This window comes from Achromobacter sp. D10 (assembly GCF_035282245.1).
GTDB lineage: Bacteria > Pseudomonadota > Gammaproteobacteria > Burkholderiales > Burkholderiaceae_B > Achromobacter > Achromobacter insolitus.
Genome location: NZ_JAYJLE010000019.1, coordinates 15,402 through 27,630 on the forward strand (window position 1 = coordinate 15,402; position 12,229 = coordinate 27,630).

A 12,229-nucleotide genomic window follows, 5' to 3' on the forward strand; every position below is an offset into this window, starting at 1 on the left:
CATGCCGCTTGCCCATCGCTACGCCCTGTACCTGGCGCCCACGGGCCTCTGGCGCGAACACGGCAGCCGCTGGCTGGGCCGTTGCGCCGACACCGGCGAGGCCCTGCCGCCGCTGCCGGACCAACCCGCCGAGTCGCGCGCCTGGACCGAAGCACCTCGCCACTACGGCCTGCACGCAACGCTGAAACCGCCCTTTCGCCTGATTCCGGGCGCCAGCCCGCAACAGGTCGACGCCGCCGCGCGCCGACTGGCCGAAGGCAACGCTCCTTTCTCGCTGGAATTGGAATGCGAACCGCTGCGCGGTTTCCTGGCCTGGCGCATCGCAGCGTCCGATGCGCCAGGCCGGGCCCGGATCCAGACGCTGGCCGAGGCGGCCGTGCGCGACCTGGATTCCTTGCGCGCGCCCGCAACGCCCGAGGAAATCGCGCGCCGCCAACCGCAGTCGTTGAGCCCAGCGCAGCAATCGATGCTGGCGCGCTGGGGCTATCCGTACGTATTCGACACCTACGTTTTTCACATCACCCTGACCGGCAAGCTGCGAGACGATGCGCTGGCCCAGGCGCAGGCCGGCATTGCCATGTTCGCGGAGCCCTTGCGCGGCCAGGCCATGTACGTGCCCGGAATCAGCGTCTATGTGCAGTCCGCCCCGGGCGCGGACTTCGTCGCCGCGCGCCACTATGGCTTTGACGGCTCCTGCACCGACGCAGCGGGCGCCGCCTATCTGCAGGGTCCAGCGGCCACATGACTGCCTACGCTCCCGCCGACGGCACGCGGCTGATCTACTTGATGGGTCCGTCCGGCAGCGGCAAGGACACCATGCTGCGCCTGCTGCGCGCCGAGTTGCGGGGCGACGAGCCGGTGCTGGTTGCGCACCGCTACATCACGCGCGACAGCGGCGGCACCGAGGACGCGCTGCGCTTGACCGAAGACGAGTTCGGACGCCGCGCCGCGCTGGGGTGCTTCGCGCTGCGCTGGACCAGCCACGGCCTGCAATACGGCATCGGCATCGAGATCGACGCCTGGCTGTCCTGCGGCGCCGCGGTCATCGTCAACGGCTCGCGCGCGCACCTGGAAGAAGCGCATTCGCGCTATCCGGCGCTGACGGCGGTGGAAGTCACGGTGGACCCTGCTCTGCTCGCGCGCCGCCTGGCGGGACGCGGCCGGGAAAGCACGGAGCAGATCGCGCTGCGCCTGGCGCGCGCCACGCAGGCATTTCCGGTGCCGCGGCAATGCCGGCTGCTGCGGGTCTGCAACGATGCGGCGCCGGAGACCGCCGCAGCGGTCCTGCTGGATATCGCCCGCGGCAAGCTCGGCGCGTAGCGCGGCGCTTCAGCGCGAAGCGCCCTGCGCCCAAGGCGCGGCAGCGTCTCCGCACAGGTCCAGCAAAATCTCCGAAAAGCACTCTTCCGCTGCCAGCGGCTGGTCCCGCCTGCGCCGGATCAGGTTGATCGGCGGCAGTTCCCAACCGAAGTCCCAGGGCACCATGCCCAATTTTCCGCGCTGGCAGAGTTCACGGGCGATATCTTCCGGCACGACCGAAACAAAGGTCTCGTTCATCGTCAACATGCCCTCGATCACGTCGGTGGAATAGGCCTCCAGCACTGGTGACGGCGGCCGCAGCTCGGCGCGGATGAAATGCTCCACGATAAGTTGCCGCGTGGGCGTATTCGCCGCCGGCAGCACCCAGTCCATCGCCGCCACCGCGGCCCAATCCGGCTTGCGCCGCGCAAGCCGCTGCGCAAGCCGGCCATGCGCGATGAGGCGCGGCCGCTGGCGGTATAGCACGCGGTGGATCAGGTCGTCCGGCGCCAGGGTGGAGGTGGCACGGCTGATGATGCAATCCAGCTCATGCTGGCGCAGCATGGGAACCAGGTGGTCGGTCGTGGCGCGGTGCAGGCTTAGCGTCACCCCGTGGCGCTGGTGCAGTCGGCTGATCGCCACCGTCAACAGCGCGCTGGACACGTAGGGCACTACGCCCACGTGCAGATGCGCGGAACGGCCGGCGTGCAGCGCTTCGACCTCGCGCGCCCACAAATCCAGGTCGTTCAGCATGTGGCGCGCCCGCACCAGGGCCAGGTTGCCCAATGGCGTGGGCTGCAGGCCTCGCCCGGTGCGCGTGAAGAGCGGCGCGCCGAAGATGTCCTCGATTTCCGTCAAGGCCTTGGTAACGGCCGGCTGGCTGATGCCCGCAGCCGCCGCCACCCGCGTGAGTGAACCGTGCCTGGCGATATCGATCAGCAACGTAAGGTGACGATGCTTGAGACGGTTGGCAAGACGTGCGGCATCCCAGTTCAAGAGCTTTTCCTATAACCAAACGGTTATTCAATTATGCCAACAAAGGAAAAAACAGTTATTTCATGACCCTATACTGAAACACCTCCTCGCAGCCCGGAATGGTCCCATGAGCGCATCCTTCACCACTCGCCCTGAAATACGCGGCACCTTCGGCGTGGTTTCCTCCACCCACTGGCTGGCCTCGCAAGTGGCCATGAGCGTGCTGGAACGCGGCGGGAACGCCTATGATGCGGCGGTCGCGGGCGGCTTCACATTGCAGATCGTCGAACCGCACCTGAACGGACCCGGCGGCGAAGTGCCCATCCTGCTGTGGAGCGAGCGGGAACAGCGCATGCGGGCGCTATGCGGCCAGGGCCCCGCGCCCGCGCTTGCCACGCCCGCATACTTTCGCGGCCTGGGCGTGGAGCTGGTGCCCGGCATAGGCCTGCTGCCCGCCACCGTCCCCGGTGCGTTCGGCGCCTGGCTGACCTTGCTGCGCGACTACGGCACCTGGGAGCTGGCCGAGGTCCTGCGCCCGGCCATCGACTATGCGCGCGAAGGATTTCCCCTGGTGCCGCGCATCTCGCAGGCCATATTGGCGGTACAGGCGCTGTTTCGCGACGAATGGACCAGCTCGCGCGACGTCTGGCTCCCCGACGGCCGCGTGCCCGCGCCAGACGCGCTGTTCCGCACGCCCGCCATCGCCGCCACCTACACGCGCATCCTGGACGATGCGCACGCCAAGAGCACCGACCGCCGCGGCCGCATCGATGCCGCGCTGGATATCTGGTACCGCGGTTTCGTGGCCGACGCCATCGACGACTACTACACCCAGGCGGCGGTGCGCGATACCACCGGCCAGCGCAACCGCGGCCTGCTGCGCAAGGCCGACCTGGCGGACTGGCGCGCCACCTACGACGAACCCCTCACGGTCCAGTACGGCCGCTACACCGTGGCCAAATGCGGCGTCTGGTCGCAAGGGCCGGTCCATCTGCAGCAATTGGCGATGCTGCGGCATCTGAAGCTGGACGGGCTGGAGCCCACTTCCCCGCAATTCGTGCACCGCGTGGCCGAAGCGGCGAAGCTGGCTTTCGCCGACCGCTGCGCCTGGTATGGCGACCCTGATTTCACGCAAGTACCGCTAGCCGCCCTGCTCGGCGACGATTACGCGCGCGCCCGCTCGGCCGGCATCGGCGATCACGCCTCGTCCGAGCTTCGGCCGGGCAGCCCCGGGGGGCTGGCGCCACGCCTGCCCGACCTGGACGCAGCCGCGCGCACCTTGGCCGCGTCCGATACCCGCTTCGGCGTGGGCGAACCGACCTTCGCGGCGCTGCCGCCGGTGGCCGAGTGGGCCGCGCGCGAGATCTTCGTAGGCGACACCTGCCAGATCGACGTCATCGACCGCGACGGCAATATGGTGGCCGCCACGCCCTCGGGCGGCTGGCTGTCCTCCAGCCCGGTCGTGCCCGGCCTGGGTTTTCCGCTGACCACCCGCCTGCAGATGACCTGGCTGGACGAAGGCGTGCCGGGCCAGCTGCAGCCGGGCAAGCGGCCCTGCACCACGCTGTCGCCCGGCCTGGCTTTGCGCGACGGGCAGCCCTATATGGCTTTCGGCACGCCGGGCGGCGACCAGCAGGACCAATGGACCGTGGCGTTTTTCCTGCGCCATGCCATGGGTATGAACCTGCAGGAGGCAATCGAGTCGCCCTCCTGGCATATCGATCATTTTCCGGGCTCGTTCTGGCCCCGCAGCCTGACCTTGAACCGGCTGACCGTGGAATCGCGGATGCCGTCCGCGACGCTGGATGCCTTGCGCGCGGCGGGCCACGAGGTCAAGGTGGGACCGGACTGGTCCGAAGGCCGCATCAGCGCCTGCACCCGCGAGCCCGCGGCCGGCGGACGGCTGCTGCTGCGCGCCGGCGCCAACCCGCGCGGCATGCAGGGCTATGCCGCTGGCCGCTGAACCTGTTTCATTCAACCGGCACACAGACCGGACACCAAGCAAAGGGGTAAACACCATGAAACTGCAATTCAAACGACTGCTGCGCACGTTCGCGCTGGGACTGGCGCTGTCCGCGCCCGCGCTGGCCCATGCCGCGTGGCCCGAAAAACCCATCACGCTGGTCGTGCCGTGGGCCGCCGGCGGCTCTACCGACATCCTGGCGCGCGTGCTGTCCGAGGGACTGACCCAATCGCTGGGCCAGCCGGTCATCGTGGAAAACCGCTCGGGCGCATCCGGCAATATCGGCACCACCTTCGTGGCGCGCGCCAAGCCCGACGGCTACACCTTGCTGGTGGGCTCGATGAGCACGCACACGATGAACCAGGCCCTGTATTCCAGCATGCCGTTCGACGGCGTGAAGGACTTCACGCCCATTGCCGAGCTCGCCCTGGTCACCAACACCATGGTGGTAAACCCGTCCGTGCCCGCCTCCGACCTGAAGGAATTCATTGCCTACCTGAAGGCCAATCCCGGCACGGTGGCCTACGCCTCCGCCGGCCAGGGTTCCACCAACCACCTGAGCGCGGCGCTGTTCGAGAAAGCCGCCGGCGTGAAGATGATGCACATCCCTTATCGCGGTGGCGCGCCCGCGGTGCTGGATACCGTGGCCGGCCGCACGCAGGTGCTGTTCAGCGCCGGCACGCAGACGCTGCCGCACGTGCAGAGCAACAAGCTCAAGCTCCTGGCGGTCACCGAGGAAGCGCGTTCGCCGTTGCTGCCCGACGTGCCTACGGTCGCCGAGACGCTGCCGGGCTATGAACTGTCGGTCTGGTATGGCGCCTTCGGCCCGGCCGGCATGCCGCCCGAACTGACGGCGCGCCTGAACCGCGAGATCAACCTGATCCTCAAGCGCCCCGAGGTCATCAAGAAGATGGCCGACATGGGCGTGCTGCTGACCGACACCACGCCCGAACAATTCAGCCAGATCCTGGCGCGCGACGCTGACAAGTACGGCAAGCTCATCAAAGAACTGGGAATCAGCGCCGAATGACCGTCAGCAGCAACCGCGTCTCGCCGCCGCCGGCGCAAGCTGGCGTATCCGCCGTCGTCCTCGCCTACGCCGCCGCCGATCCGGCGGCCGCCTTCCGCGCCATCGACGCCCACGCGCACGCCGCCCTTGGGCATGCGCTGTGCACCGTCAACCGCTATGACGCGCAAGCGATGCGGGTGGTGCGCTTGTACAGTTCCAACCCCGAAGCCTATCCGCCGGGCGGCAGCAAGGACAAGAACGGCACGGCGTGGGGCCGCCATGTCCTGCTGGAGCAAAAGCTGTTCGTGGGCGAAGGCGAGGAAGCAATCCGCGAGTTCTTCGACGACCATGACGCGATCCAGCGGCTGGGCCTGCGGTCCGTCATCAATGTGCCGGTCGTGTATGGCGGAGTCTGCCTGGGCACCGTCAACTTCCTGATGCCCCGCGTGGCGGTCTCGGACGCCGACGTAGAAGCGGCGCAGCTCGCGGGTCTGCTGGCCTTGCCGGCGTTCCAGGCGCTGCAGCCGCAGGCGTGAGCATGGCGGGGCCCGCGAGGGCCCCGTCGTCTCAGATCAGCGCGCGCCGGATGCGGGCCGACGCCATGTCGATCACCACCACAAAGGCGACGATGATGATCATCACTGCGCACGTTTCGGCGTAGCGGAAGCTGCGGATGATTTCCCACAGTACGGTGCCTATGCCGCCCGCGCCCACGATGCCGACCACCGAGGCCGAACGCACGTTGGACTCGAAGCGGTACAACGAGTACGAGATCCACAGCGGCAACACCTGCGGGATCACGCCATAGACGATTTCCTCCAACGCATTGGCGCCGGTCGCGCGCACGCCCTCCACGGGACGCGGGTCGATCGCCTCGACCGCTTCCGAGAACAGTTTGGCCAGCACGCCCGTGGTGTGCACCCACAGCGCCAGCACCCCGGCGAATGGGCCCAGGCCCACCGCCACGATGAATAGCATCGCGAACACCATTTCATTGATGGCGCGGCAGGCATCCATCAGGCGCCGCATGGGCTGGTACACCCAGGCAGGCACCATGTTCGACGAGCACAGCAGCCCCAGCGGCACGGCTACCACAATGGCCATGAAGGTGCCCCAGACAGCGATCTGCACGGTGACGATCATCTCGTCCAGGTACATGCGCCAATCGCGGAAATTCGGCGGAAAGAAGTCGGCCGCGAACTGCGCCATGTTGCCCGAATCGCGCAACAGGTCCAGCGGCCGCATGTCCGCGCCCTTCCACGACATGACCAGCAGCGCCAGCACGACGGCCCATACGAGCAGGACTGGCAGCGACGAGCGCGGCGCGGCGGAAAGGCGAGAGGTCTGCATGGCTACGTTCATATGAAAAGGCGATCCGCGTTGTAGTGATCAGTGGCGGACAAGCCGGCGCGCCCCGCGGCGTTCCGGCTTGCCGGTGAGAGGCTTATTGCTTGGCGGCGGGCTGGCCCAGGCTGGCCAGCTTGCTGTCCAGTTCGGCCAACTGTTTCTGCTTTTCGGCCTGGCCCAGCGTGGTGTCGGCTTCGACCTTGGCCTTCTCGCGCGCCAGTTCGATCTGGCGGATCGGCACCAGTTGCTGGTTATCGGAAGCGCGGAAGCCCTGGTAGGTCAGCGCCTTCAGATTCGCGAGTTCACGCTCGGCGTCCTTGCCTTTGCCGTAGTTGACGAAGAAGTCGCGGATGCGGGCCTTCAGGTCCGCAGGCAGGTCGCTGCGCATGACCAGGGGATCCGCGGGAATCAGCGGCGACTTCCACAGCACGCGCACGCTGTCGTTGGCATCCTTGCCCGTGTTCAGGCGATAGCGCTCCAGCGCCTCGGTGTTGTTGACGGCCACGTCCACCTGCTTGTTGATGACCGACAGCAGGTTGGTTTCGTGGTTGCTGGCGCGCACCGTCTTGAAGAAGGTCTTGGGTTCGATCTTGTTGGCGGCCCACAGGTAATAGCCCGGCACGGCCGTGCCCGAGGTCGAGTTGGGATCGCCCGCGCCGTAGCTGAGCGCGCCGCCGCGCTTGAGCACGTCGTCCAGCGTCTTCAGGTCGCTGTCCTTGTTGACGATTAGCAACGACCAGTAGCCGGGGTTGCCGTCCTTGTCGATGACGGAGGCAAACACCTCGCCCTGGGCGCGGTCCACGGCTTCGATGGCGGATTTGTTGCCGAACCAGCCCATCTGCACCTTGTTAAAGCGCATGCCTTCGATGATGCCGGCGTAGTCGGAGGCGAAGAAAGGCTTGACCGGCACGCCGATGGCGCGGCTCAGGTCGTCGATGACGGGCTGCCACACCGACTTCAGGTTGGTGGACGACTCCGTCGAGATGATGCCGAAGTTCAAGGTCTTGGCATCTTGCGCGTAGGCCTGGGTGGACAGGGCGGCGGCGGCGATCAGGGTGACAAAGGTTCTGCGTAGCATGGAAAGGCTCCGGGGAGAAAGGGTTCGGAAGATCACGCGGCTCGCGCCAAACGGGACAGCGGCGCCATGCCCGGCCTGGCGGGCGCTTGCGGCGCATATTCGGGAAGCAGCTCGCTCAGCTCGGAGCCGTACAGCTCGCTCAGCATGGCGGGCGTCAGGTTCGCGGAGGGACCGTCATAGACGACTTTGCCGTGGCGCAGCGCCACCACGCGAGGGCAATAGCGCAGGGCCACGTCCACCTGGTGCAGCGACACCACCACGGCCACCTTGCGGCTGCGGTTGATCTGGGCCAGCGTGTCCATCACGCGGCGCGACGATTCGGGGTCCAGCGATGCGATGGGCTCATCGGCCAGGATGACGCGGGCGTTCTGCACCAGGGTTCGGGCGATGGCTGCGCGCTGCTGCTGGCCGCCGGACAGCGTGGAGGCACGCTGAAATGCGTAGTCGTCTATACCAACCTGGGCAAGCGCTTCGAGGCCCTGGCGCACTTCGCCGCGCAGGAACCAGCGCGTCAGGCTGCGCCACAGGGGCACGCGCGGCAGCAAGCCGGTCAACACATTCGTGATGACCGGCAGACGGCCCACCAGGTTGAATTGCTGAAACACGAACCCGATGCTGGCGCGCGCGGCGCGCACGTCGCGGCTGAGGCGGCCGTCGCGCTGGATCATGCGGCCGTTGACGGCGACGCTGCCCGAGTCTCCCGCCACGAAACCCGACAGATGGCGCAGCAGCGTCGACTTGCCTGAACCCGAAGCGCCCAGCAAGGCAACCATCTCGCCGTCGGCGACCTGCAGGTTCACGCCGTCAAGCGCCTTGGCGCCAGCATGAAAGCTCTTGCAGAGCCCTTGTACTTCGATGGCGTAAGTCATCGTTGAATCCCCATGGTTGTGTTCATGGCGGCATTCTGTTTTCGTGGCATGACAGCACGATGACCCGCGGATCGATTCATTTGGCTGAAAATAGGGACGCCGCAACGATCTGAAAGACGTTCGTCATAAAAGCCGGTTCCCGCGCCACGCGCCGCAGGTATATTGGGGATATTCCCCCACCAGCCTGGCGTTCATCATGATCAAAGGTTCCTGCCTGTGCGGCCGAGTCGCCTACGAGATCACCGGCCCGCTCACCGACGCCCTCAATTGCCATTGCACGATCTGCCGCAAAGCGCATGGCGCCGCATTCCGCAGCCGCGCGACGGTCCAGGCCAAGGACTTTGCCTGGGCACGCGGAGAAAACCACGTCACCTGGTACTGCTCGTCCCCGGGCAGCTATCGTGGCTTCTGCGAAGCCTGCGGGACGCCCTTGCTCACCCGCTTCGACCAGACCCCGGACGTCTACGGCCTGCCGCTGGGTCCGCTGGACGACGATCCGGGGATCAAGCCAGCTGCGCACTGCCATGTGGCCAGCAAGGCGCCCTGGTACGACATTACCGACGACCTGCCGCAGTACCCGGACGCGTATGGCGCAATGGAAGAAGATCATCCCCAGGCGGTTACATAAAAATTCAACCATATAGTTGAATCTCCCGCGGAGACTGGCCTATATTCAACCTCATGGTTGAATCAATGCCCTCCCCCATCCTTGATGCCGTCTTTCGCGCGCTGGCAGACCCCACGCGCCGCGACATGCTGCGCAGCCTGGCCCAGGGCGAGCAGACCATCGGCGAGCTGGCGGCGCCCCACCGCATGAGTTTCGCGGGCGCCTCCAAGCACGTGCAGGCCCTGGAACGCGCCGGCCTGGTCCGGCGGGCCATCCGCGGCCGCACGCACGTATGCAGCCTCAATCCCGAGCCCATGGCCGAGGCCATGCAATGGCTGCGCTTCTATGAACAATTCTGGTCGGGCAAGCTGGGCGCGCTGGAAGCCGCGCTCGTCGCCAGCCGTTCCCCGGCCGCGTCTCCTGGAGAACCTCATGAGTGATCACGGCGTCGTTCTTGACCCCACCTCCATCCGCTTCACGCGGATCCTGCCCGCCAGCGTCGAGGAGGTCTGGGCATTCTTGACCGAATCGGAAAAACGCGGCCGCTGGCTGGCCACAGGCGACATGGACCTGCGCGTAGGCGGCGGCGTCACGCTGCGTTTCATGCATGCCGACCTGTCCTCGGTCGCCGAGCCGGTCCCCGAAGCGTACAAGCCATATGAAGACGGCGTGACGACGCAAGGCATCGTCACGCGCTGCGAGCCGCCACGGCTGCTCGCGTTCACCTGGGGCGGTTCCCCCGGCCATCCTTCCGAAGTCACGTTCGAGCTGACGCCGCAAGGCCAGGAAACGCGCCTGGTGCTGACGCACCGCAAGCTGGCCTCGCGCGACGCCATGGTGGACGTGGCCGGCGGCTGGCATGTGCATCTGGGCGTGCTGGAGGCCCGGCTGGCCAGCCGCGCCCCCGGCCCGTTCTGGTCCGTCCTGGGTCAAGTGGAACAGGAATACCGGGGCCGGATCTCCGGCTAGCAGAGTCGTCGAGTAGCAACTATCACGGCGTGGCTACAGATAAATACTGGCTAATTATTGCTCGATGCAGTAACATAAGTCCGTGATTTTTCCGCAAAAACCGGGCTTCGGTCACTCTGAGTGCCAACCTGTACCGCGTGCGGGCAACGCTCCGGGGCAACCCGGAACTCGCCCGGTTTTCCCGGAACAAACCCGCCGCCAGGCGCGCCTGCTTCTCTACCGTTGCGCGGCCTGGCAGCAAACGCTCCACCCCGCTTCTTCCGGCGATTTGCGCAAAACGCGCCGCCGCGACCAAGCCGCGCATCGCGCGCACACTGCCCACGCGGCGCGAGTATCCGTCAATTCAGACATCCGCTTCGGATGCCATGGCCCATACCCGCGCTTGCCCGGACGTTTTACGTTCAAACCGCTGGACCTGCTAGTCCGGGTCCGACGCGCTTGCCGCTTCGCGCGGCGCGCCATGCCGCCGGTATGGCTGCGCGTTTTGATAGGAGAAAAGAATGGCTAAAGAAGAACTCATCGAACTGGATGGCATCGTTGACGAAGTGCTGCCCGATAGCCGCTACCGTGTCACGCTGGATAACGGCATCGAAGTCGGCGCCTACGCCTCCGGCCGCATCCGCAAGCACCGCATCCGCATCCTGGCTGGCGACCGCGTCACCCTGGAAATGTCGCCGTATGACCTGACCAAGGGTCGCATCAACTTCCGCCACAAGGACGAACGCGGTCCCGCGCCGCAGCGTCCTCAGCAATACCGCCGCTAAACCGGCGCGACAGGGCCGGCCTTGCGCCGGCTCCCCTTTTCTCGCGAGCCTTAACCTTGGGCCGCGCGATGCCGTAATGCGTGGAGCGCCCGTTCATGAAAGAATGGCGCCCTCTGCCAGGCGCGACGCCGGCAGGAAGAGCATGAAGCAAGATGGACCTGACACAAGACCTGCAAGCCGCCGCCGACCAGCTTGCCCTGGCGCGTAGAAAATTCGTCAAGGGCGAGGAAGGCTTGCGCCTGCTGCATCAGTCGCGCGAGACCTTCATCAACAGCTTGCGCAATACCGGCCTGACCTACGCCGAAGCTAAAACCAAATACGACAACTGCCTGGACGAACAGGAGTCCGAGCAGTTGCGGGTGCGGCAGCAGATGGAATATGCGGAGCGCGTGCATCAGCACGTGCTGCAGCTGATTGCGCAACAGGCCGCCACGGCCTGACTGCAAGCGGCGCCGGCTGCGCGGCGCCCCTCTCCCCTGGATCAGGGCTTGAATGCCCCGATGAAGATCGCCGGATCGACGCGCGCGTCGTTCAGGCTGACGTTCCAGTGCAGGTGCGGGCCGGTCGCGCGGCCTGTGGCGCCGACCTTGCCCACCAGCCCGCCGCGCGGCACCTCGTCGCCGACTTTCACGTCGATGGCCGACATGTGGCAAAACATGCTGACGAAGCCCTGGCCATGATCCAGGAACACCGTCTTGCCATTAAAAAAGTAATCCCCCACCAGCACGACCACGCCCGCGGCCGGCGCTTTGATCGGCGTGCCCGCCGGCACGGCGAAATCCAGCCCCGAATGCGGATTGCGCTCCTCGCCATTGAAGAATCGCCGCAGGCCGAACGGGCTGGACAGCCGGCCGCCATTCACCGGCCGGTCCAGCAGCAGATTGCTGGGCGTGACGCCCGCACGGTAGCCGCGGTTGGCCGCGGTCTGCTCGGCCAGCTCGCGTTCGATGCGCGCCATGTCGTCGGGATTCGGATTGACCTGGCGCGGATTCTTCAACGTGATGTGCTGGGCCTTGTACTCCTTGGCGCCGACCTTGAAGGACAGGGCGCGCTTGCCTTGGGCGTCCTTCACGTCCACCTGTTGCTCGCCGGGCTTCACGCTCAGCGGGATGCCGACCACGGCGATCCACTGCTTGCCTTCTTCACGCACGACCAGCACGCGCCGCCCCAGGAAGGTGACCTCGGGCGCGCGCTCGCCGTTGCCCAGACCCAGGACGGCAACGCCGCCCGGCACGGGAACATTGAGCTTGCGGCTGATGAAGCCCGCCTGCTGCGCGCGGGCCGGCAGGCCCAGGCAGAGAGCGGCGGCGGCCAGGCCCAGCCGCAGGACGTCGCGACGATGATGCATG

At 66.6% G+C, this 12,229-nt stretch carries 15 protein-coding genes; 10 read left to right on the plus strand and 5 right to left on the minus strand.

Features of this window, described 5'->3' with window-relative positions; all coding sequences use genetic code 11:
* Window position 1 precedes the first annotated feature (1 nt).
* Window positions 2-745, plus strand: a complete 744-nt coding sequence (locus VCS63_RS29380) for a DUF1045 domain-containing protein (RefSeq protein ID WP_323881896.1) — start codon at window positions 2-4, stop codon at window positions 743-745.
* Complete coding sequence (gene phnN, locus VCS63_RS29385) at window positions 742-1,320, plus strand: phosphonate metabolism protein/1,5-bisphosphokinase (PRPP-forming) PhnN (RefSeq protein WP_063643324.1); 579 nt, start codon at window positions 742-744, stop codon at window positions 1,318-1,320. Before VCS63_RS29380 ends, phnN begins: the two co-directional genes overlap by 4 nt.
* 9 nt (window positions 1,321-1,329) lie before the next feature.
* On the opposite strand, the gene VCS63_RS29390 is transcribed toward phnN, so the two are convergent.
* A complete protein-coding gene (locus VCS63_RS29390; protein ID WP_042794774.1) occupies window positions 1,330-2,295 on the minus strand; it encodes a LysR family transcriptional regulator in 966 nt (321 codons plus the stop codon).
* Between the two features lie 106 nt (window positions 2,296-2,401).
* On the opposite strand from VCS63_RS29390, the gene VCS63_RS29395 reads away from it, so the two are divergent.
* From VCS63_RS29395 to VCS63_RS29405, 3 genes are read left to right on the plus strand one after another with little or no spacing between them, the layout of a single operon-like run.
* Entirely contained in the window at window positions 2,402-4,237 is a 1,836-nt protein-coding gene (locus tag VCS63_RS29395; RefSeq protein ID WP_323881898.1) for a gamma-glutamyltransferase family protein, read from the plus strand.
* A gap of 55 nt (window positions 4,238-4,292) precedes the next feature.
* Complete coding sequence (locus VCS63_RS29400; RefSeq protein WP_323881900.1) at window positions 4,293-5,267, plus strand: tripartite tricarboxylate transporter substrate binding protein; 975 nt, start codon at window positions 4,293-4,295, stop codon at window positions 5,265-5,267.
* The gene (locus tag VCS63_RS29405) at window positions 5,264-5,782 is read left to right on the plus strand and encodes a GAF domain-containing protein (protein ID WP_112966112.1); all 519 of its coding nucleotides are present in this window, start codon (window positions 5,264-5,266) and stop codon (window positions 5,780-5,782) included. The genes VCS63_RS29400 and VCS63_RS29405 overlap by 4 nt, the downstream gene beginning before the upstream one ends.
* 31 nt (window positions 5,783-5,813) lie before the next feature.
* Here the strand turns inward: VCS63_RS29405 and phnE are convergent, their stop codons facing one another.
* From phnE to phnC, 3 genes are all read right to left on the minus strand, one after another.
* Window positions 5,814-6,608, minus strand: coding sequence for a phosphonate ABC transporter, permease protein PhnE (gene phnE, locus VCS63_RS29410; RefSeq protein ID WP_063643335.1), 795 nt, complete (start codon window positions 6,606-6,608; stop codon window positions 5,814-5,816).
* Between the two features lie 82 nt (window positions 6,609-6,690).
* Window positions 6,691-7,671 (minus strand): phosphonate ABC transporter substrate-binding protein, encoded by a 981-nt coding sequence (gene phnD, locus VCS63_RS29415; RefSeq protein ID WP_063961579.1) that lies wholly within the window; start codon window positions 7,669-7,671, stop codon window positions 6,691-6,693.
* Window positions 7,672-7,703: 32 nt separating this feature from the next.
* The gene (gene phnC / locus VCS63_RS29420; RefSeq protein ID WP_042794778.1) at window positions 7,704-8,540 is read right to left on the minus strand and encodes a phosphonate ABC transporter ATP-binding protein; all 837 of its coding nucleotides are present in this window, start codon (window positions 8,538-8,540) and stop codon (window positions 7,704-7,706) included.
* A gap of 196 nt (window positions 8,541-8,736) precedes the next feature.
* Between phnC and VCS63_RS29425 the strand changes: the two genes are divergently transcribed.
* The 5 genes from VCS63_RS29425 (at window position 8,737) to VCS63_RS29445 (ending at window position 11,320) form a co-directional block, all read left to right on the plus strand.
* Window positions 8,737-9,168, plus strand: a complete 432-nt coding sequence (locus VCS63_RS29425) for a GFA family protein (protein WP_042794779.1) — start codon at window positions 8,737-8,739, stop codon at window positions 9,166-9,168.
* 53 nt (window positions 9,169-9,221) lie between these two features.
* Window positions 9,222-9,587, plus strand: a complete 366-nt coding sequence (locus tag VCS63_RS29430) for an ArsR/SmtB family transcription factor (protein WP_104653721.1) — start codon at window positions 9,222-9,224, stop codon at window positions 9,585-9,587.
* Window positions 9,580-10,116, plus strand: coding sequence for an SRPBCC family protein (locus VCS63_RS29435; RefSeq protein WP_323881903.1), 537 nt, complete (start codon window positions 9,580-9,582; stop codon window positions 10,114-10,116). The genes VCS63_RS29430 and VCS63_RS29435 overlap by 8 nt, the downstream gene beginning before the upstream one ends.
* A gap of 500 nt (window positions 10,117-10,616) precedes the next feature.
* Window positions 10,617-10,880 (plus strand): translation initiation factor IF-1, encoded by a 264-nt coding sequence (infA, locus tag VCS63_RS29440; RefSeq protein ID WP_042794781.1) that lies wholly within the window; start codon window positions 10,617-10,619, stop codon window positions 10,878-10,880.
* Window positions 10,881-11,032: 152 nt separating this feature from the next.
* Window positions 11,033-11,320, plus strand: a complete 288-nt coding sequence (locus tag VCS63_RS29445; RefSeq protein WP_063643347.1) for a hypothetical protein — start codon at window positions 11,033-11,035, stop codon at window positions 11,318-11,320.
* Between the two features lie 41 nt (window positions 11,321-11,361).
* Here the strand turns inward: VCS63_RS29445 and VCS63_RS29450 are convergent, their stop codons facing one another.
* Window positions 11,362-12,228 carry a peptidoglycan DD-metalloendopeptidase family protein gene (locus VCS63_RS29450; protein ID WP_104653722.1) on the minus strand — a complete coding sequence of 289 codons (867 nt, stop codon included), beginning with the start codon at window positions 12,226-12,228 and terminating at the stop codon, window positions 11,362-11,364.
* Between the last annotated feature and the right edge of the window lies 1 nt (window position 12,229).

What these genes read in the sequence shown, in the direction of transcription:
- VCS63_RS29380 (WP_323881896.1), top strand. Translation starts at nt 2, where the DNA reads ATGCCGCTTGCCCATCGCTACGCCCTGTACCTGGCGCCCACGGGCCTC.
- phnN (WP_063643324.1), top strand. Translation starts at nt 742, where the DNA reads ATGACTGCCTACGCTCCCGCCGACGGCACGCGGCTGATCTACTTGATG.
- VCS63_RS29395 (WP_323881898.1), top strand. Translation starts at nt 2,402, where the DNA reads ATGAGCGCATCCTTCACCACTCGCCCTGAAATACGCGGCACCTTCGGC.
- VCS63_RS29400 (WP_323881900.1), top strand. Translation starts at nt 4,293, where the DNA reads ATGAAACTGCAATTCAAACGACTGCTGCGCACGTTCGCGCTGGGACTG.
- VCS63_RS29405 (WP_112966112.1), top strand. Translation starts at nt 5,264, where the DNA reads ATGACCGTCAGCAGCAACCGCGTCTCGCCGCCGCCGGCGCAAGCTGGC.
- phnE (WP_063643335.1), bottom strand. Translation starts at nt 6,608, where the DNA reads ATGAACGTAGCCATGCAGACCTCTCGCCTTTCCGCCGCGCCGCGCTCG.
- phnD (WP_063961579.1), bottom strand. Translation starts at nt 7,671, where the DNA reads ATGCTACGCAGAACCTTTGTCACCCTGATCGCCGCCGCCGCCCTGTCC.
- phnC (WP_042794778.1), bottom strand. Translation starts at nt 8,540, where the DNA reads ATGACTTACGCCATCGAAGTACAAGGGCTCTGCAAGAGCTTTCATGCT.
- VCS63_RS29425 (WP_042794779.1), top strand. Translation starts at nt 8,737, where the DNA reads ATGATCAAAGGTTCCTGCCTGTGCGGCCGAGTCGCCTACGAGATCACC.
- VCS63_RS29430 (WP_104653721.1), top strand. Translation starts at nt 9,222, where the DNA reads ATGGTTGAATCAATGCCCTCCCCCATCCTTGATGCCGTCTTTCGCGCG.
- VCS63_RS29435 (WP_323881903.1), top strand. Translation starts at nt 9,580, where the DNA reads ATGAGTGATCACGGCGTCGTTCTTGACCCCACCTCCATCCGCTTCACG.
- infA (WP_042794781.1), top strand. Translation starts at nt 10,617, where the DNA reads ATGGCTAAAGAAGAACTCATCGAACTGGATGGCATCGTTGACGAAGTG.
- VCS63_RS29445 (WP_063643347.1), top strand. Translation starts at nt 11,033, where the DNA reads ATGGACCTGACACAAGACCTGCAAGCCGCCGCCGACCAGCTTGCCCTG.
- VCS63_RS29450 (WP_104653722.1), bottom strand. Translation starts at nt 12,228, where the DNA reads ATGCATCATCGTCGCGACGTCCTGCGGCTGGGCCTGGCCGCCGCCGCT.